This is a genomic window from Arsukibacterium sp. MJ3, assembly GCF_000987765.1.
GTDB lineage: Bacteria > Pseudomonadota > Gammaproteobacteria > Enterobacterales > Alteromonadaceae > Alishewanella.
Genome location: NZ_LAHP01000001.1, coordinates 133,321 through 152,327, shown reverse-complemented (window position 1 = coordinate 152,327; position 19,007 = coordinate 133,321). Strand labels below are relative to the sequence as shown.

At 45.2% G+C, this 19,007-nt stretch carries 15 protein-coding genes and 2 tRNA genes; 12 read left to right on the top strand and 5 right to left on the bottom strand.

The window, feature by feature from the left end; translation table 11 throughout:
* The first annotated feature begins 306 nt into the window (after positions 1-306).
* On the top strand, positions 307-3,237 hold the full coding sequence (locus VT06_RS00655; protein WP_052750118.1) for a UvrD-helicase domain-containing protein: 2,931 nt from the start codon (positions 307-309) through the stop codon (positions 3,235-3,237).
* Between the two features lie 425 nt (positions 3,238-3,662).
* Here VT06_RS00655 and VT06_RS00650 read toward each other — a convergent pair.
* Positions 3,663-3,739 (bottom strand) — tRNA-Met (locus VT06_RS00650).
* A 145-nt stretch (positions 3,740-3,884) separates the two neighbouring features.
* Positions 3,885-3,961, bottom strand: a tRNA-Met gene (locus tag VT06_RS00645).
* A 206-nt stretch (positions 3,962-4,167) separates the two neighbouring features.
* On the opposite strand from VT06_RS00645, the gene rlmKL reads away from it, so the two are divergent.
* The 5 genes from rlmKL to rmf all read left to right on the top strand — a co-directional run bounded on the left by rlmKL (position 4,168) and on the right by rmf (position 10,842).
* Positions 4,168-6,297 (top strand): bifunctional 23S rRNA (guanine(2069)-N(7))-methyltransferase RlmK/23S rRNA (guanine(2445)-N(2))-methyltransferase RlmL, encoded by a 2,130-nt coding sequence (gene rlmKL / locus VT06_RS00635; protein WP_046552329.1) that lies wholly within the window; start codon positions 4,168-4,170, stop codon positions 6,295-6,297.
* Positions 6,297-6,527, top strand: coding sequence for a glutaredoxin family protein (locus VT06_RS00630; protein ID WP_046552328.1), 231 nt, complete (start codon positions 6,297-6,299; stop codon positions 6,525-6,527). Before rlmKL ends, VT06_RS00630 begins: the two co-directional genes overlap by 1 nt.
* Before the next feature lie 13 nt (positions 6,528-6,540).
* Entirely contained in the window at positions 6,541-8,457 is a 1,917-nt protein-coding gene (locus VT06_RS00625) for an ATP-binding cassette domain-containing protein (protein WP_046552327.1), read from the top strand.
* Positions 8,458-8,522: 65 nt separating this feature from the next.
* Positions 8,523-10,352: a DUF3466 family protein gene (locus tag VT06_RS00620; protein WP_046552326.1), complete on the top strand. Its 1,830-nt coding sequence runs from the start codon at positions 8,523-8,525 to the stop codon at positions 10,350-10,352.
* Positions 10,353-10,659: 307 nt separating this feature from the next.
* A complete protein-coding gene (gene rmf / locus VT06_RS00615; RefSeq protein ID WP_019674311.1) occupies positions 10,660-10,842 on the top strand; it encodes a ribosome modulation factor in 183 nt (60 codons plus the stop codon).
* Between the two features lie 75 nt (positions 10,843-10,917).
* Here the strand turns inward: rmf and fabA are convergent, their stop codons facing one another.
* Positions 10,918-11,430 (bottom strand): bifunctional 3-hydroxydecanoyl-ACP dehydratase/trans-2-decenoyl-ACP isomerase, encoded by a 513-nt coding sequence (fabA, locus tag VT06_RS00610; RefSeq protein ID WP_046552325.1) that lies wholly within the window; start codon positions 11,428-11,430, stop codon positions 10,918-10,920.
* Positions 11,431-11,583: 153 nt separating this feature from the next.
* Here fabA and VT06_RS00605 point away from each other — a divergent pair, with 153 nt between their 5' ends.
* The 3 genes from VT06_RS00605 (at position 11,584) to VT06_RS00595 (ending at position 13,557) form a co-directional block, all read left to right on the top strand.
* Positions 11,584-11,841 carry a hypothetical protein gene (locus tag VT06_RS00605; protein ID WP_046552476.1) on the top strand — a complete coding sequence of 86 codons (258 nt, stop codon included), beginning with the start codon at positions 11,584-11,586 and terminating at the stop codon, positions 11,839-11,841.
* A gap of 83 nt (positions 11,842-11,924) precedes the next feature.
* Positions 11,925-12,782: a 6-carboxytetrahydropterin synthase gene (locus VT06_RS00600; protein ID WP_046552324.1), complete on the top strand. Its 858-nt coding sequence runs from the start codon at positions 11,925-11,927 to the stop codon at positions 12,780-12,782.
* Positions 12,745-13,557 carry a M23 family metallopeptidase gene (locus tag VT06_RS00595; protein ID WP_046552323.1) on the top strand — a complete coding sequence of 271 codons (813 nt, stop codon included), beginning with the start codon at positions 12,745-12,747 and terminating at the stop codon, positions 13,555-13,557. The genes VT06_RS00600 and VT06_RS00595 overlap by 38 nt, the downstream gene beginning before the upstream one ends.
* On the opposite strand, the gene VT06_RS00590 is transcribed toward VT06_RS00595, so the two are convergent.
* Positions 13,508-15,343, bottom strand: coding sequence for a M61 family metallopeptidase (locus VT06_RS00590; protein ID WP_046552322.1), 1,836 nt, complete (start codon positions 15,341-15,343; stop codon positions 13,508-13,510). The genes VT06_RS00595 and VT06_RS00590 overlap by 50 nt on opposite strands.
* Before the next feature lie 199 nt (positions 15,344-15,542).
* Between VT06_RS00590 and VT06_RS00585 the strand changes: the two genes are divergently transcribed.
* From VT06_RS00585 to VT06_RS00575, 3 genes are all read left to right on the top strand, one after another.
* Complete coding sequence (locus VT06_RS00585; protein WP_046552321.1) at positions 15,543-15,959, top strand: acyl-CoA thioesterase; 417 nt, start codon at positions 15,543-15,545, stop codon at positions 15,957-15,959.
* 126 nt (positions 15,960-16,085) lie between these two features.
* Positions 16,086-17,186 carry a sensor histidine kinase gene (locus VT06_RS00580; protein ID WP_046552320.1) on the top strand — a complete coding sequence of 367 codons (1,101 nt, stop codon included), beginning with the start codon at positions 16,086-16,088 and terminating at the stop codon, positions 17,184-17,186.
* Positions 17,161-17,979, top strand: coding sequence for a LytTR family DNA-binding domain-containing protein (locus VT06_RS00575; RefSeq protein ID WP_046552319.1), 819 nt, complete (start codon positions 17,161-17,163; stop codon positions 17,977-17,979). The genes VT06_RS00580 and VT06_RS00575 overlap by 26 nt, the downstream gene beginning before the upstream one ends.
* Before the next feature lie 14 nt (positions 17,980-17,993).
* Here the strand turns inward: VT06_RS00575 and VT06_RS00570 are convergent, their stop codons facing one another.
* Positions 17,994-18,989, bottom strand: coding sequence for a 6-phosphofructokinase (locus VT06_RS00570; protein WP_046552318.1), 996 nt, complete (start codon positions 18,987-18,989; stop codon positions 17,994-17,996).
* Positions 18,990-19,007 lie beyond the last annotated feature (18 nt).

Here is a 19,007-nt window from a genome sequence, read left to right as displayed (position 1 = left end):
AGAAATTGGTCACTGACGTGACTAAATTAGGCATTATTTTACTGCTAGGTTTTACGATGTCAGGCGCGTTGCTGGTGTGGCTGTTTTTTCTATTTAAAGATGGGTTTTAATGGCTAACACAACACAAATAAATTATTTATTCAGCACCACCAACGACCTAACCAATTGGCTAAAAACCGACTTACCCCCTTTACCGGCTGCAACCCGGTGGTAATGTCGTTTATTTAAAAGATTTTAAGCGCTAGGCATTTTTAACCGCCCAGGGAATTTTGCCTGTTTAGTGTGGATGTAACAAGGAATGCAACATTGAGAGAAAGCAGTACTCATGTTTCACCAACCAATCGGCTAGTAAAACCGCACTGGTTGATGCGCTTTGTTGGCGCTAAGTCATTTGCGTTGCAGATGGTTGAGCAGCGTTTAGTGTTAACAACCGCTGCCGGGCAAGCCTATGTTGTGGACCCGGAGTCTATGGCTAATAGCCATACTCACCACATCGGTGTTTTCTTCTCAACTTTGTGTTTATCTACCGATCAAGGCTATGTGCGGTTAAAAGGCTTACCTAAATCTGCAGCTGTTAAACATTTTCTATGGTTGCAACATACTTGGTTGTCGCAATTAACGCCGGCAATGCTGGCCGCTTCTGCACAAATACAGCAACTACTTGACCTGGGCTACCCCAGAACATCACGCCTGCAACAGGTTGTTACCTTGGCAAAGCAAGCCGTGGCAAGCTTTAACTGCTTACCGGCTAAAACTGAACTCCCTGATATTAATTTTACCCTTTTTGAAACGCTGCAGTTTCAGGCAGCCTGGGTAGAAGCTGATTTTAATTTACTGAGAGAACGTTACGTTAAGCAGCAGTTGACGAAATATCAGCGGTACTTTGATCAGGTTGAAAGTAAGCCTCTGACTGAAAAACAGCGCCAAGCCTGTGTTATCGATGAAGACAACAACCTGGTGCTGGCGGGAGCCGGCACAGGAAAAACTAGCACCATGGTGGGGCGTGCTGGTTACTTATTGCAAAGTGGCCAGGCGCAAGCGGATGAAGTACTGATGCTGGCTTTTGCAAATAAAGCCGCAGCAGAAATGCAGGAACGAATTAAAAAGCGGCTGGGCGATTGTGGTATTACCGCTAGTACCTTTCATAAGCTGGGTAAAGACATTATCGCCACGGTAGAGGGTAAGCAACCGTCATTAACGCCATTGGCTGATGACGAAAAGCTGTTAGCCAGGCAGGTGAACGATTGGTTTGAGCAGCACCTTAAGCAGGCTGATTATCAAAAGAAGGTGCTGGATTACTTTCAGCATTATTTATACCCGGTAAAAAACCTCTTCGACTTTGACACTGAGGGTGAGTATTTCGATTACATTCTGGCTAATGACATTCGCACGCTTAAAGGTGAGAAAGTTAAAAGCCTGGGTGAGTGCCTGATTGCCAATTATTTGCTTCGCCAAGGTATAGAGTACCGTTACGAGGCCGATTATGAACACCCCACAGCAACGGTATTTCACCGCCAGTATCAACCTGATTTTTATCTGGCGGAATACGGTATATATATCGAGTTTTACGGCACAGACCGAAAGGGTAATACGGCGCCCTTTATTAACCGGCAGCAGTATCACGACGATATGCTCTGGAAACAGCAGCTTCACCAGCAGCATAGCACTAAGTTGATTACGCTATTTCATTATCAGCTTATGGACGGGACGCTTTATCAGGCGATGGATAAGCAGCTAGCCACTTTTTCAGTAACTCCCGACCCCTTGCCGCCAGAGGCGGTACTTGAAACCTTGCGAGAGTTTGGTGCTATTAGCGCATTTGCGATACTGCTAGCCGATTTACTCAAGCGCTACCGGGCTAACTGCTATGAACCGGGTCAGCTAGATAAAGCCATTGCGCTAGCTGCTAACTCCGAGCAAGTGCAGGCGGCGCTATCTTTATTATTGCCAGTGGTAGATGACTATCAACAATTATTAACTGAGCAGCAGCATATCGACTTTGACGATATGATTGGTAAGGCCATCACTTATGTCAAAAACGGCCGCTATAAAAGCCGCTGGCGCTATATTCTGGTGGATGAATTTCAGGATATATCAGATGCCCGTGCCAGATTAATAACCTATTTACGTGATAGTGTCCCAGATGCTTCCTTGTTTTGTGTTGGTGATGACTGGCAGGCCATTTACCGCTTTACCGGCAGTGATTTGCAATTTACCACTGATTTTAACCAGCACTTTGGGCCTACCTGCACCACCGCACTAGACTTAACCTTTCGCTTTAACAACAGCATTAGCGAGGTGGCGTCGCGCTTTGTGCTGCAAAACCCACAGCAGGTGCGAAAACAGCTTAATACGCTTAATAGTGTCGCTAAACCAGCAGTATCAATGCTGCGCGCTGATAACCGGCAAGACTTTACTGCCGGAGAGCCTAGCAGATTAGAGATGGTACTTAAAAAAGTTAACGACAAGGCTGAGCCTGGCAGCAGAGTATATTTACTGGGACGTTTTGGCTTTAACCTGCCTGATCGTGCTGAGCGGTATCGCCTGGCTAAGCGTTTTAGCAACATTGTACTGGAAAGCTACACCCTTCACGCCTCAAAAGGCAAAGAAGCTGATTATGTAGTGCTGCTAGGTTTAGATAATGGCAAGCACGGTTTCCCGTCTCAAAAGCAAACGCATCCGTTATTAGAAGCCTTACTGCCGGCGGCTGAACCGTTTGCTTTTGCTGAAGAGCGCCGGTTGTTTTATGTGGGGCTAACCCGTGCCCGGCATAGGGTGTATTTGATTACCGATATGGCAGTGGCGTCTGAGTTTATTATAGAGCTACTGAATGACAATTATCCGTTAGAGCTTGATGAATTTGCTACTTCACTTAGCCAGCAGCTATTTCATCTTATCAAGTGCATCAAATGTAAAACCGGCAGCATGGTGCCAAGGGTGGGGCAGTTCGGCGCTTTCTTTGGCTGCAACAAATACCCATTGTGTAACCATAAAGAGCGAGGCTGCACTTCATGTAGCTCGCCCATGAAGCGGGATGGCCGCTTTAAAGTATGCCTTAACGACAGCTGTGGTAACTGGGTGCCGGTTTGCCCGAAGTGTAGTGCTGAGATGGTGCAACGTACAGGCTCTTATGGCGCATTTTGGAGCTGCCGCAATTATCGCAAAGAAGGTGCTAGTTGTGGTCATAAGGAGCAGGAAATTCATTACCAAAAGACGCGCGATTTGCCAGTTAGCTAGACTGATCGTAGTATTAATGCAGCAATGATTTATTATCCACTTTGCTGTAACAACAGCTACCCTGAAGATTACCACGGCCGATGATTTTAAAAGACAAAACCCAAACCAGCTCGGCATCAAACTTGATGCCGGCATTAAGCAAGAGCACGACGTGGCGTTTTACCTGCGCCGCTCTTATAAGAACAGCAACCAGGTTTTCGTCACAGAATTGACACAGAAACACATATTTCGGGCATAAAAAATTTCCACAAGAGGGAAAGCTATATTTTTTCAATCGGGATCACGAATTTTAGATACAAAAAAACCAGCACTTGGCTGGTTAAGATGTTGGTTGCGGGAGCCCTGATCTTATTGAAGAGTGAACCGACGACCTTCGGGTTATAAAATATTAGTTACAAAAAAACCGACTTAATAGTCGGTTTAGTTGGTTGCGGGAGCCGGATTTGAACCGACGACCTTCGGGTTATGAGCCCGACGAGCTACCAGGCTGCTCCATCCCGCGTCCGAAACTAAACACCGAGCAGAGTGTGTTTAGTATTTATTTGCAATGTCGGCATTTGGTTGCGGGAGCCGGATTTTAACCTTCGCCCCGTGGTTATAGAGAGGAGCCCGAGGGCTTTTAACTAATACCACTGTCACAATCAATTTGGTTGCGGGAGCCGGATTTGAACCGACGACCTTCGGGTTATGAGCCCGACGAGCTACCAGGCTGCTCCATCCCGCGTCCGTCATTGCGGGGCGCATAATAGTTTTTTTAGAGAGGCTATGCAAGATGTTAGTTAAGTTATTTTTCGTTATTCTGTTTACTTGCTGGTTTAAGCAGCAGCCTGCTGTTTTAAGCAACAATACTGCAGGCTATTACAAATCTTCAAACGTGTTTAAAGCACATTCTGTTATACTGTCGGCCATTTTATTTGAAGGTTGGTTGTTATGCTGGAATTCTGGGCTTTAACGTCAAAAGGCGTCGAAGAGCTATTAGCTGATGAGATACGCCATCATCATGGTGAAGTAATAAAAGTATCGATGGGTGTCGTGCGCTTTAAAGCCGAGCTTAATAGTGCTTATCAGTTATGTTTGTGGTCACGGCTGGCTACCCGCATTATGCGGCTGATCCAATCTGAAGCGGTAACAGCAGAATCCGATCTTTATCAAATCGCCCGTAAAATTGACTGGCCGCAGTTAATGACCATTCGCCAAACGTTGGCGGTAGATTGTGTCGGTAAACATGCCACTATTGATAACAGCCAGTTTGGTGGCATGCGCTTAAAAGATGCCATTGTTGACCAGTTTCGGGAAGAAACCGGCCAACGACCCGATGTTGACCGCTTAAACCCGGATATGCGTTTTCAGGTAAGATTAGAGAAAAACTTTTTCCATTTTCTACAAGATTTTTCTGGTCCGTCTTTACATCAGCGTGGTTACCGAGCTGGTCAGGGCGAAGCACCGTTGAAAGAACATTTGGCCGCCGCGCTATTAAAGCGTTCCGGCTGGACGGTTGATAAACCGTTATTTGACCCGTTTTGTGGTAGCGGCACTATTATTATTGAAGCGGCGCTACAGGCCTTAAACAAAGCACCCGGTTTACAACGTGAACGTTTTGCTTTTGAAGGTTGGCCTGGACATCGCGCCAGCGTATGGCAACAACTTAAAGTGGCAGCCAAAGCTGAAGAGCGCAGCCTGCCGGCACAAATTCTCTGTTATGGCAGCGATAACGATGAGCGGGCGTTGGCAAAAGCACGCCAAAATGTTGCCAGGGCCGGCGTGGCCGATTACATCAAAATTGATTATGCCGATGCCACCGCATTAGGTAACGCTGTTAGCGCAAGCCCTGGGGTAATAGTAACTAACCCGCCTTATGGTGAGCGGTTAGGTGACTTACCTACGTTAATTCCGCTATACAGCAAATTTGCATTGGCGTTAAAACAGCATTATCAGGGCTGGCGCCTGGCTATTATTACCTCTAATGCCGATTTACTGCGGTCATTACGCCTATCGAAAAGTAAAACCTATAAGTTTACCAACGGTCCGCTTGATTGTGAATTTACCTTATTTGAGTTAACTGAAAAACAGGTTGCGGTAAGCTCAGACGCACCGTCACTGTTTTTTAGTGAAAGCAGCTCTTTTGGTAACCGGCTGGCTAAGAATTTAAAACCATTACAAAAATGGGCGAAACGCGAAGGTGTTACCTGCTACCGGGTGTATGATGCGGATATTCCAGAATATAATGTTGCTGTTGACTGGTACGATGGTGAAGTAGTGGTGCATGAATATGCCGCACCGTCTACTGTTGACGAGCAGGTGTCGCAAAAGCGCTTGTTTGATGTGGTAAACCAGGTTCCGACCATACTAGGTATTACTGCTGATAAAATGATCTTAAAAGTACGTGAAAAACAAAAAGGCAGTAATCAGTATCAGGCCATGGCGAAAGCCGGCCAGTACAAGGAAGTGGTTGAATACGGTGCTAAATTTCAGGTGAATTTGCGTGATTATTTGGATACCGGTTTATTTTTAGATCATCGCTTAACCCGGCGGTTAATTCAGCAGCAAGCAAAAGATAAAACCGTGCTTAATTTGTTTGCTTATACCGGTTCTGCCTCGGTGCATGCTGCCATTGGCGGCGCCAAAGCAGTAACTACCGTTGATATGTCACATACTTATTTAGACTGGGCTAAGCGTAACTTTACCCTAAACGGCTTTATGCTAAATGGCCCACAGGCTAAACAATATCAGTTTGAACAAGCCGATTGTTTGCAATGGCTGGCGCGGTGTCGTAATCAGTACGATTTAATATTTGTTGACCCGCCAACTTTTTCTAATTCAAAACGGATGGAAGATAACTGGGATGTGCAGCGGGATCATGTAATGTTACTTAACTTGCTAATTGGCCGGTTAACCCCGGGCGGCAAGGTTATTTTCTCTAATAATAAACGTAAATTTAAAATTGATAAAGTAGCGCTGGAAGAGGCAGGTTGGCAGGTAAAAGATATATCTGCGGCAACCTTACCAGAAGATTTTAAACGCAATCCGAACATTCATGTGTGTTTCGAGTTACTGCGCTAATGAGCACATTAACACTGTATAGCACCTGGGGCTGTCATTTATGTGAGCAGGCAGAAGCCTTATTAATGACGACGGACATGCCTTTTCAGGTTGTTGATATTATTGATGATGAAAAATTATTGCAACAGTTTAGGCTACATATACCGGTGCTGGCAGCCGCTGATAAACTGTTGTATTGGCCATTTGATCAAGCCAGTGTGGCGTTATGGTTAATGGATATTAAGGGTTAAAGGATAAAAAGTAGTGGAATTATTACGTTTTCAACAGGCTTGTTTAGCATTTGGTACTAACCCGATATTAGATCATGTCGATTTTAGTTTGTTTAGCGGCGAACGTGTGTGCTTAGTGGGCCGTAATGGTGCGGGTAAGTCGTCATTTTTAAAATTGTTGACCGGGCATCAAAATTTAGATGATGGCCAAATTGTTATTAATACCGGTGTAGTGTTAAGCCGCTTAGAGCAAGATCCACCGGCAAAATTGCAGACCAAAATAGCGGATTTTATTCGGCAAGGCGCTGGCGATTTAGCCGAAAAACTGCAGCAGTTTTATACACTGTCAGAAAACCTGGAAGGTGCTGGCGATGCTGAGTTTCGTTTATTTGAGCAACTGCAAAATGAAATGGATACCCGTGATGGCTGGTCATTAGAATCTAGAGTCAGCGATATTTGTCAGCAATTTGACATGGATCCCGAGGCCAGTTTGGCGACCTTGTCGGGTGGCTGGTTGCGAAAAGCGGCTTTAGCCAGAGCACTTGTTGCCAAACCAGATATTTTGTTGCTAGATGAGCCCACTAACCACCTAGATCTGGCGGCTATTCAATGGCTGGAACAGTTTTTACTGAGTTTTAACGGTGCTATTATTTTTATTTCGCACGACCGGGCGTTTATCCGGGCATTGGCGACCCGCATTATTGACTTAGATCGTGGCGAACTCACGTCACATCCTGGCAATTACCAAGAATACCTTGATCGTAAACAGAAAATGCTGGAAGACGAGCAAAAGCATAATGCCTTATTCGATAAACGGTTGGCTGAAGAAGAAGTATGGATCCGCCAAGGTATAAAAGCCCGCCGTACCCGCAATGAAGGGCGGGTTAGGGCACTAAAAGCGTTGCGCCAGGAGCGGGCCGCCCGCTTAGAGCAACTAGGCAAGGTCGACTTTAATATTGAGCAGGCTAATCGCTCCGGCAAGCTGGTATTTGAAGGTAAAGGTATTAGCCTGGCGTTTAACGGTAAGCCGGTAATGGATCAATTAGATTTACTGGTGATGCGGGGCGACCGAATTGCCTTGGTCGGCCCTAATGGTGTTGGGAAATCCAGTTTAATTAAAGTATTACTAGCTGAATACCAGGTAGATAGTGGTGAAGTAAAGCGCGGCACCAATATTGAAGTAGCCTATTTTGATCAGCATCGAATTGCCCTTGATTTAGAAGCCACGGTGCAAGATAACGTAGCAGACGGCAAGCAGGAAGTGCAGCAAAACGGCCAAAGCCGCCATGTATTAAGTTACCTGCAAGACTTTTTGTTTGCTCCGGCACGGGCCCGAACGCCGGTGAAAGCGTTATCCGGCGGTGAGAAAAACCGTCTGTTATTAGCGAAATTATTTGCCAAACCCAGTAACTTATTAATTTTAGATGAACCTACTAACGATTTAGATGTAGAAACTCTGGAGTTACTGGAAGATATTTTACAGCAATATCAAGGCACGGTTATTTTAGTCAGCCACGATCGGGAATTTGTTAATAACACGGTCACCAGCTCACTGTTATTTGCCGGTAATGGCCGTATTATTGAAATTGCCGGTGGCTATGATGATGTTACGGCTTATCAGGCACGTCAGGCAGCAAAAACGTTATCCGCTAAAACAACGGTAACCCCGGCCAACACGACAGAAAAACCAACAGAGCCTTTAGTTAATCCTTTAGTTCAAAATCCGAAGAAGCTATCATACAAAGAAAAGCGCGAGTTGGAGCTGTTACCGCAGCAGATTGAACAACTTGACGCCGAGCTAAGTGCATTGCAGTTACAGGTAAATAGCCCGGAGTTTTTTAAACAGAATGCTGTTGATAATCAGCAAACGTTGAACCAATTAAAGCAAACTGAGTCGAAGTTGGCGCAAGTCTATGCGCGCTGGGAACAATTAGAAGCATTAAATTCGTAGTACATTATTTTTGTGTGTTATTTTTGTACATGAAAAGTATATTAGAAGTACATTAGGGGCTTTGAATGAAATTATCTCGAATCAGTTTAGCGTTATTACCACTGCTAACTGCTTTTTCTACTGTAGCTGCCGTTTATCAGGTAGTGGAGCTTGAACCCAATTCCGTATCTAAAACAACATTTGCTGCAGCATTAAATGACCAGGGTGATGCTGTAGTAATTGGTCAGGGTTTGGTATCCGGCCGAGGGGTCGATTTTATTAATTTCCCGCTGGATGTTGCTACCATCGATTTTGAGAATGCGTCGATAACCGCTACGTTAACCCCGGCACAAATAGAAGATGCCAAACAGGGTATTTATGACGCTCAGGTTCTGAACTTTTTCACCCTGTTTCTGGCTAGAAATATCGAATTAACGAATCAAAAAATTGGTTTGTCAGTCAATATTCTTCAGGCTGAAAATGCTCTGCCTGCGGTGTTGCCACTGCGGGATATTAACCAGTTGCGCTCTAACGATGAATTTATTTATGACTTAAACGAGCTAGGTGTGGCTGTTGGTATTGCTACGCCATCTTATAGTAAACAAGCTTTTACCCCGGCAGCAGACCCTAATGACGAAGATGCGGCACCACCTGAAACCCTGACAATTTGGCAACCAGAAGCAGGTTTTCAGTATGGTGTAGCAGTAGATAACAATGGGCCAATAACATTACTACCGCCATACACCGAGTTTGGTGGTGGCTTTAGCCGGGCGTTTTCAGTAAATAACCAAAATCTTATCGCCGGTTCAGGCTCGGTTGGTTTAGCCGACAGCGTTATTACCACCTTAACCACTATTTGTAACGGTAATAGCGAGCCGACAGTAAGTTGTCTGAACACCGAACAACAAAAAAGAGTATATACTTTTGCCGGTTTGGAATTCTTAATTAAGCGAGATCAAACAGTTCGTTTTTTCCAGAATGGCTATCAAGAACGGGCTATGCTGTGGCAACTACAAACCGATGGCGGTGTGTCGTTAAGTCAGACCTTTGGTTTTTTAGGTGAAAAAGGCAATGGCGGTGCTTATGTACCGGTAAATAACTTTTCTGAAGTGTTTTATTACAGTACGGCCAATGCGGTTAATGATAATGGCATAGCCGTTGGTCATTCCATGTACAGTGATGGCGAGCGGATTATTCGTTCCAGAGATGAATTTACTGGCCAGGAATTTAGCCGGATATATGCAGCACCACATGCTACTTTATATCGTAATGGTGAAGTGAGCGGCATAGTAGACCCAGCACAGTGGCTGGCCAGTAATGCAGTAGATATTAATAATAACAACATCGTTACCGGGCATGCCATTAAAACTGTAAATGGTTTTCGGCGGGATAAATTTTTCTATTATGATGTGGCGGCCGACGCTATTGTGTTCCCAAAAGACTTTTTTGCCGGTTCATCGTCTGTGCCTAAAGCTATTAACGATATGGGGCAAATTGTGGGTAATGCTGAAGTGATAATTGGCGGTACTATCACACGCCGGTTACATGGCTTTATTTACGACATAGCCAGCGATACCTTTCGCGATTTGAATAGCTTACTTGGCTGCAATGCCACATTAACGGTAGTAGATGCCAGTGCCATTAATAATAATGGTGAGATATTGGCCACGGTATTGCAATCATTACCGTTGCTAGACGCTAAAGGCGAGCCATTGCTGGATGAGAGCGGTAATGCGGTAATGGTTGATCAAACAAAAGCGGTAAAGTTATTGCCTATTGCTAACGGCCAGGCCGAAGACTGTAACACCGAGCAAAACAGCTATCAGCGAAAAGCTGGTGGTTTTGGACACATTGGCCTAATGTTACTGGCGAGTTTTGCTTGGTTACTGCGCCGTCGTCGTCAATCGGCAGAGTAAATTACATCGCCTTTCATAATAAGCTGCTTCGGCAGCTTTTTTTATGGTTTAACCAGTGCGTTTAGCTACTTATTAAAGCAGTTATAAGAAACGCTTAGTTAGCGTAATAAAGTATAAAAAAATTTATCTTTAAAAGACAAACAAGTTCAGCTTGTTAGCTTTTGTCAAGCAGTATATCTGTTATTTATGTTTGAACCTTCGCCACTGCTCAGCTATCAATTAAAGGGTATAAACGCCGTTATTATTGCGTTGTACTATTAACGATTAAAAAGTTGTACCCATTAAAAAAGTTGAGGAAGACTGCCGTATGAAAAGACAAAAACGTGATCGTCTGGAACGTGCTCATGCTCAAGGTTATCGTGCTGGTGTTACCGGACGCTCCAAAGAAATTTGCCCTTATCAGAATTTAGATGCCCGCTCGCAGTGGCTTGGAGGTTGGCGAGAAGCAATGGAAGACCGAAACGTCGGTTTATTTAACAAAGGCCTTTAACTGGAACCTCAATCAACGCTATTTAAAAACAGCAAACCCTGACATTAGGCCGGGGTTTGCTGTTTTAAGCTTAGATTAAAAGTTGGAGGTATCTTGAAATAAACCCACTTTTAAATCGGTAGCCGCATAAATGTCACGACCATCAACACTAACTATACCATCGGCAATACCCATAAATAATTTACGTTTAATTACCCGCTTCATATTAATGGTGTAGGTCACTTTTTTAGCGCTGGGTAAAACTTGGCCGGTAAATTTAACCTCACCCACACCCAATGCCCGGCCTTTACCGGGGCCACCACACCAGCCAAGAAAAAAACCTACCAATTGCCACATAGCATCTAGTCCCAGACAGCCTGGCATTACCGGATCGCCTTTAAAATGGCAAGCAAAAAACCAAAGTTCCGGGCTAATATCCAGTTCGGCAATAATTTGTCCTTTGCCATACAAGCCACCTTCTTCAGAAATATGAAGAACTCGGTCCATCATCAGCATGTTATCAGAGGGTAACTGGCTGTTACCTTCACCAAATAATTCACCGGCTGCACAAGCGATTAAATCTTCTTTTGTAAAGCTATTCTTAGTCATGTATGTTTAACCTATTCTAATTGCTGCGCCACTTTAGCGAACACTTGTACGCCAAACAAGTCCGATTTGTCGGTTTGCTGTTTTTTTCGGCACGCTGGTGAGTAGCAGCGACGCACTATTATCCCGATAAATAACTACGTAATGAGTAAAACAATGAGCCGCGACAATAAACAAGCACTGAGTAATGCCGAAAAACAACAACGCTACCGGCAGCGCCAACAACAGTCTGGCAAAAAAGAGCTTAGAGGCTACTTAACTCCTGAAGCACTTAGCTGTTATCAGGAGATCCAGCAAAAAACCCAATGGAATGACAGCACCTTGCTTAGTAATGCCATTCGGTTGATGTATGCTGCACATAAGTGTGGTCAGGTGGGTATTTTAAACAGCTGGTTAACTGAACATAAGCGCTAAATACAACCGCTTGCTCTTAACGCCAGAGTGCTGAACAGGTATACTTAGGGCCTTGTTGTAACAGCCTTAGCCTGGACTATCAGATGATATTATTTGTAAATTCCTTAACGGTGATTGATTTTTCCTACCTGGACCTGAAACGCGGCATGGTGGGCGAGAGTTATATTGTTGATGCCGAACTGCATGGTAGCTTAGATGATACCGCCATGGTATTCGATTTTGCCAAAGTTAAAAAAGTAATTAAACAAGCTATAGATCAGTTAGTTGATCATAAACTTGCTATACCCACAGCTTGCCAGGCAGTAACGCTCTGCGCTACCGACACCGCTACAGTGGTGCACTACAACAGTGACCGTGGCACTATTAGTTTAGCCTCACCTGCTGACGCTTTTGCCTGCATTGCCACTACGCAAATTAATGAGCAAAGTGTTAGCGAATTTCTGCAAGAAAACATAAAACCCTTGTTACCGGCCAATGTGGAACGGCTAGTTCTGACGTTGCGCCCGGAAGCCAGCAATGGGTTTTATTATCACTACAGCCATGGTTTGAAAAAACACGATGGTAATTGTCAGCGTATTGCCCATGGCCATCGTTCGACTATTCAACTGTATGTCGATGGCATGTTATCACCACGGCTTAACAAACAGTGGAGTGAACGTTGGCATGATATTTATTTAGGAAGTGCAACTGATCTATGTGACAGTTCGGCATTGCAACAACTTGCTGGCCAGGCCGATGCTTATTGTTTCCGCTACCAGGCTAGCCAAGGATGGTTTGAATTAGTGATCCCGCAGCGTCATTGTGAAATTGTGCCTTGTGACAGCACTGTAGAATGTTTGGCCGATTATATTGCCAGCGAACTTAAGGCAATGGATAACAGTAAAACCTATAAGGTAGTAGCATATGAAGGTGTGGCTAAAGGCGCTATTGCTCAGCAGTAGCATGGCTACTGTGCTGGTGGTGCAGGCAGCTGAAGAGATATTGCTAAGTGGTAAGCTTACCCAGGGTAGCTTAATCCGGGGTAAAGCGCCCGCTGGGGCTAAAGTATGGTTTAATAACCAGCCACTTAGCATTACCCCAGAGGGGCGCTTTGTTTTTGGCATCGGCCGTGATGCCGCGCTTAACCACCAACTGACTATTGTTAAAACCGATGCCAGTCGCAACGTTATGCCGCTGACATTTAGTGCCCGCCAGTACGATATTCAGCGTATTAGCGGGGTAGCGCAAAAGTATGTAACCCCCCCGGCAGAAGTGACAGAGCGCATTAAAAATGATACCCGCAAAGTACAAGCTGTACGTAATACCTTAACCGCTAATACCGCTATTTTTAGTGCGCCACTACGGCCAGCCGAAGGCCGCGTTTCTGGCGTATATGGCAGCCAACGGGTATTTAATGGCGAACCGCGTAACCCGCATTTTGGTTTAGATATTGCAGCGCCCGTTGGTGCACCTGTGCTGGCGCCTTGGGATGGCGAAGTGTTACTGGCCGAAGATTTATATTTTTCTGGCCTGACCTTAATTATTGACCATGGCATGGGCGTGACATCAACCCTGATGCATTTACATGTTATTAATGTCAGTGTTGGCCAGCAGCTGCGACAAGGTGACAAAGTGGCAGAAGTAGGGGCCAGTGGCCGGGTTACCGGCCCCCATCTTGACTGGCGGATTAACTGGCTGCAGGAACGACTTGATCCGCAATTGCTATTAACGGAATAACCAGCGGTTGTTGTAACCATTTACTGGCTTTATTGCCATCAATAATGCGCAGGTTGGCAATTTTTGGCTCAGCAACCTGAATGGGTAATTGAAGCGTTAGCAAACGGTCTTTACGGTAAAGCGTTAGTGGCTGTACCGATCCGGTGGGTAATCGTTGTAACAGCGGCTGCAGGCTTTGCTCAGTGATTTTCCAGCCGGCAAGTGCCAATAACTGATCGCCAACCATTATCCCGGCTAGGTGCGCTGCACCACCATTAATAACCTGAGTAATCGTCAGCAACCCTTGTTGCAGTTTCACCCCGGCGGCCAGGCTAGCCGGTAGCAAATTGCTGTTGTTGTTATCCGTTGCCGGGCCACTTAAGTCGGTATGATTTTCTGCTGGCCGAAAACTAAGTGAAAGCCCCAATTGGTTAGCGGCGTTAATCAAAGGTAGTGGTGCGCTGTGGTTAACCCAGGAAACAGTGACATTAGCCAGCTCACTAAAGCCCATAGCCTCCAGACTATCGAACAGGCTTTGCTCATTGGTCCCGCTGCTTAAATAGTGCTGATACATATGCTGGCAAAGTTGCTGCATCGAGCTGCCTTGCGTTTGCAACGATGCGTCTAAACATAACGCCAGCAATGCGCCTTTGGCATAGTAACTTACCACGGCATTAATGGCATTTTCGTCTTGTTTATAAAATTTACTCCAGGCATTAAAACTGCTTTCTGCCAAGCTTTGCTGGCTATCAGACGGGCTACGGTTAACACGGCTTATTACTTTTTCAAGTGAGCTAAGGTAGCGCTGCGGGCTAATTAACCCACTTTGCACCAGCGCAAGATCATCGAAGTAAGAAGTAACGCCTTCGTACAGCCATAGCTGGCTACTGTATTGTTCAGCAGCTAACTGATAAGGGCTAAACTCGGCTGGCTTTAAGCGCTTTACCCACCAGGTATGAAAATACTCATGGCTGCACAGCGCCAGCAATTGCTGATAATTATCGTCGGGCGCGTTGCTACCCGTTGCCGGTAAATCATAGCGGTTACACAGTAATAAGGTTGACTGCCGATGTTCTAAGCCGCCATAACCTTGCTCAGTTACCCATAATAAAAACCAGTACTGCGTTAAATCAGTCGGTAAGCCATTAAATACCTTAACCTGCTGCTGACAAACTCGCTGTAAGTCGTTACTAAAACGCGTTAAGTCAGCTAAATTATCACCGGTTACCACCAGATAATGCGGTACTGTATTAATTTTAAATTGCTGCACGCTGAAAATGCCAGCCAGAATGGGGCTGTCAATTAAAGCGTCGTAATCCGCCGCTTGATAAGTACCAAAACCCAGTGCCAGTGTGCCATTAACCGCGGTTAAAGACGTTGCCACTCGCCATTTTTTTGCCTCAACTGCCGCTGGTTTTGGTAACACAATTTGCTGGGGAAGGGCGGTTAAATCACTTACCGCCAGGCAGAGTGCCGCGGGGTTTAGCACGGCAAGTTCATCGTCAATATAGGCAGCGCGCACCGACATATCAAACGCATACACAAAGTAAGTTACCGTAACAAGCTGTTGCCGGCATTGCAGTTGCCAGCGTTGTTTATCTTGTTGCTCTAGCAACAGTGGGCCGGTAGCATCAGTAGCGCTAATCGCCAGCAAGTGTTTGGCAAAATCGCGGATCATATAGCTGCCGGGGATCCAGGCTGGCATGCTTAGCTGATGAACATTGTAACGTGGCATAAAGGTTAAGCTAATTTCAATTTGATGGCTGGCCACATCGTGTATTTTTAACTGGTAACTGACTACGTTCATTACACCTCCATAAGGGGGAATTTGCCGCTATGGGCGATTAAGCCCACCACCGTGTTCACTATTTAGGTACGATCATTATTTGGGCCAATTTTAGCAGATGTAAATACCGATAGCGTGATAAGGGCTGTTATAATAAGGGCCACCGTGCGCACTGACGGCCTGTGAAACTCTTTTTATATCTCTTAACAGCGAGTAGCTTATGTCAAACGCGCCACCCAGTGAAGCCCTGATAGCCAAACGAATGGCTCACGCCGTTACCCGGGTAACCAAAACTGTGTTTCCGGGACGAACCAACCATCACAATACCTTGTTTGGTGGGGAAGCCTTAGCCTGGATGGATGAAGCGGCTTTTATCGCGGCAACCCGGTTTTGTCGTAAACCCCTGGTTACGGTGTGTTCAGATCGGGTTGATTTTAAAGAGTCGATCCCCGCCGGTACAATTATTGAGCTTGTTGCCAAAATTGAACAGGTTGGACGCACAAGTATTAAGGTACACGTCGATATTTTTGTCGAAGATATGTATCACGACGATCAACATAAAGCTATTTCGGGTAATTTTACTTTTGTTGCTTTAGGCGCCGATCGTAAACCTACACCGGTGCTTGCAGATTTCTAATTATGCTGGCATTAGCCGCAATACTGCTTAATTGCGATTAATGTCTGCTGAAATCAGTTTAAGTGTGAAGGTTTTAAGCGGCTTGTTGGTTATAATCGGCAAACAGCCATAACCCGGGTTATTTCCTTGTATAAACTGTTTGAAGATAGAAACCGCCAATTTTGGATCCTGCATAGTCTGGGGTGGCTAGGCTTTGCCATTGTTAACTATTTAGGTTCACTGGTACAGGAAACGCGTGACGCCTATTTAATTGTCGTGGCATTAGATGCCTATGCGGGCTGGCTAATTACTATTCCACTACGTTACATCTATCAGCGAATTTGGTTTTGGCAACCCTGGCGGATGATCCTGTTAATATTCGTATTAGCGTTATTGATCGCCGCCATATGGACTAGCGTAAGAAATTTTAATTACTGGGAAATATATCGTCACGGTTATCGCCCGGACGAATGGTTGCAGTATATTAAAGATACACCGGTAGCATTTTACGTTATGTTAAGCTGGAGCGGTTTGTATTTTGGTATTAAATACTATCAGACCTTGCAACTGGAAAAGCAGAAGTCACTGACGGCAACCAACAAAGCCCATGAAGCGCAATTAAAGATGTTACGGTATCAACTTAATCCGCATTTTTTGTTTAATACCTTAAATGCAATCTCGACGCTGGTACTGATTAACGAAACTGACACCGCCAACAAAATGGTTACCCGGTTAAGCGATTTTTTACGCTACTCGCTTTATAAAGACCCGATAAACCGGGTACCGCTAGAGCAAGAACTTTATGCCGCGAAATTATATCTTGAGATTGAAAAAGTCAGGTTTTCCGAGCGGTTATCTATTGCATTTGATATTGAATCAGGCACTGAGCGGGCATTAGTGCCCAGTTTAATTCTGCAACCATTAATTGAAAATGCGATTAAATACGCGGTAGCAAGCCAGGTTAATGGCGGCGCTATTGTTATAACCGCGAAAAAATTCGGTCACGATTTACTGTTAGAAGTATCAGATAATGGCCCTGGTATGCCAATAAGTGACGGTATTCCGAAGAATAACGCCAGCGGGGTAGGTTTAGTTAACACGAAAGAGCGCCTGGCAGCACTTTACGATAATGATTTTGCCCTGGTGCTGACGCACAACGAGCCCAAGGGGCTAAAAGTCAACATTAGGATCCCTTTACAGCTAGAGCAAGTGGAAGCAAACCATGTTGAAAGTAATAGTAGTAGATGATGAGCCACTGGCGCGCAAAGGCATGTTGGTACGATTGGCTGCTTTTGCAGAACTTGACGTGGTGGCTGAGTGTAGTAATGGTGATGAAGCCGTAAAACGTATTCTGGAATTAAAGCCTGATGTCGTGTTTCTCGATGTCGAGATGCCGGGAATGGACGGCTTTGCGGTGTTAAAAACCTTACAGCAAAAACAGGTTCGTCTACCTTATATTGTTTTTGTGACAGCTTACGATCATTATGCGTTTAATGCCTTTGAAGTAAATGCATTAGATTATGTGTTAAAACCGGTGGCACCTGAACGCTTAACTGCAGCAGTAAATAAGGTGTTAAAATTTCATGCTGCAGCCGACAGTCAAAAACATAAAGGCCAGTTAGCCGCAGCAGTAGCAAAGCTAACCGGGGATGAAGCCGGTAATATTTTACAGCGGCTTGATAAATCAGAGCCGGTGGTAAATGATCGTTACCCTGAAGCGATTAGTATTAAAGACAGCGGCGAAATAACCCGGGTTCCGGTAGCAGAGATAGATTGGGTTGATGCGGCCGGTGATTACATGTGTATTCATACTAAAGACCGTCAAACCCATATTTTACGCCGTACTATGAAAGAACTTGAACAAGAATTGGATCCAAAGTTATTTGTTCGAGTGCATCGCTCTGCCATTGTTAATGTTCATACCATTGCTAAACTGCAAATGTTGTCTAATGGTGAGCATCAGCTGATGCTCACCAATGGTCAGGCTGTTAAAGTAAGCCGCAGCTATAAGGACAGGGTTAAACAGGTTTTTAGCCACTAAATAACGCTGGCAGCTTAAAAGCTGCCTATTTGTTGTTGCCAGCGCACTAGAAAGGGATCAATAGCTTTGGTCCTGTCGCCGGTTTTTTTCAGCGGATACAAACCGGCCTGACCATTAATTTCACCTGCCATCATCAGGCTTGCCCCTTGCAATAATTGTTCAACCGCATAAGCGCCCAGTTTGGTAGCCAAAATACGATCAGCGCCAACCGGGCTACCTCCCCGCTGAATATGCCCCAAAATACAGGCACGACATTCAATGCCGCTGGCCTTGGTTAGGTCATCAGCCAAAGCCGTAGTGCCACCAGGGTAGCTGTTTTCAGCCACTACGATTAAGTAACTGGCTTTTGCGCTCAATAATTGAGCGTGTTGCATTGGGATAATAAGGTGTTTTAAATTATCCGGGCTTAACGGGCCAAATTCGGGGCAAATAATTTGCTCTGCGCCTGCCGCTATTCCGGCTGCCAGGCTTAAGTAACCACTGTGGCGTCCCATTAATTCAATTAAAAACATGCGCTCAAAAGCATCGGCGGTATCCCGTATTTTATCAATAGCGTCTAGTGCTGTATCAATAGCAGTAGCAAAACCAATGGTATTGTCAGTTCCATCCACATCGTTATCAATAGTGCCTGGTACGCCCATTAATTGGCCATGATAATGTTGGCTAATAGCCATGGCACCACGAAAACTGCCATCGCCTCCAATAATAATCAGTGCGTCAATATTAAGCTGTTGCAATACAGTTGCCGCCTTAGCTGGCCCACCTGCTTGCTCCAGCGCAGGACAACGGGCGCTTTTGAGAATAGTACCGCCGCGCTGAATAATATTATTGACATGCTGTTCATGTAGCATCAGATACTCTTGCTCCAGCAAGCCATTAAAACCGTGCATAAAGCCAATTACCTCGATATTACAAGCACTGGCGGTTAACTGGATAGCCCGGATACAGGCATTCATTCCTGGCGCATCGCCACCCGATGTTAATACTGCTAAGCGTTTAATCCTGCTCATGATATACCCCATATTGAT

Bases quoted from the DNA above. Each gene is read 5' to 3' on its own strand.
- rlmKL (WP_046552329.1), top strand. From the start codon at position 4,168: ATGCTGGAATTCTGGGCTTTAACGTCAAAAGGCGTCGAAGAGCTATTA.
- VT06_RS00630 (WP_046552328.1), top strand. From the start codon at position 6,297: ATGAGCACATTAACACTGTATAGCACCTGGGGCTGTCATTTATGTGAG.
- VT06_RS00620 (WP_046552326.1), top strand. From the start codon at position 8,523: ATGAAATTATCTCGAATCAGTTTAGCGTTATTACCACTGCTAACTGCT.
- rmf (WP_019674311.1), top strand. From the start codon at position 10,660: ATGAAAAGACAAAAACGTGATCGTCTGGAACGTGCTCATGCTCAAGGT.
- fabA (WP_046552325.1), bottom strand. From the start codon at position 11,430: ATGACTAAGAATAGCTTTACAAAAGAAGATTTAATCGCTTGTGCAGCC.
- VT06_RS00605 (WP_046552476.1), top strand. From the start codon at position 11,584: ATGAGCCGCGACAATAAACAAGCACTGAGTAATGCCGAAAAACAACAA.
- VT06_RS00600 (WP_046552324.1), top strand. From the start codon at position 11,925: ATGATATTATTTGTAAATTCCTTAACGGTGATTGATTTTTCCTACCTG.
- VT06_RS00595 (WP_046552323.1), top strand. From the start codon at position 12,745: ATGAAGGTGTGGCTAAAGGCGCTATTGCTCAGCAGTAGCATGGCTACT.
- VT06_RS00590 (WP_046552322.1), bottom strand. From the start codon at position 15,343: ATGAACGTAGTCAGTTACCAGTTAAAAATACACGATGTGGCCAGCCAT.
- VT06_RS00585 (WP_046552321.1), top strand. From the start codon at position 15,543: ATGTCAAACGCGCCACCCAGTGAAGCCCTGATAGCCAAACGAATGGCT.
- VT06_RS00575 (WP_046552319.1), top strand. From the start codon at position 17,161: ATGTTGAAAGTAATAGTAGTAGATGATGAGCCACTGGCGCGCAAAGGC.
- VT06_RS00570 (WP_046552318.1), bottom strand. From the start codon at position 18,989: ATGAGCAGGATTAAACGCTTAGCAGTATTAACATCGGGTGGCGATGCG.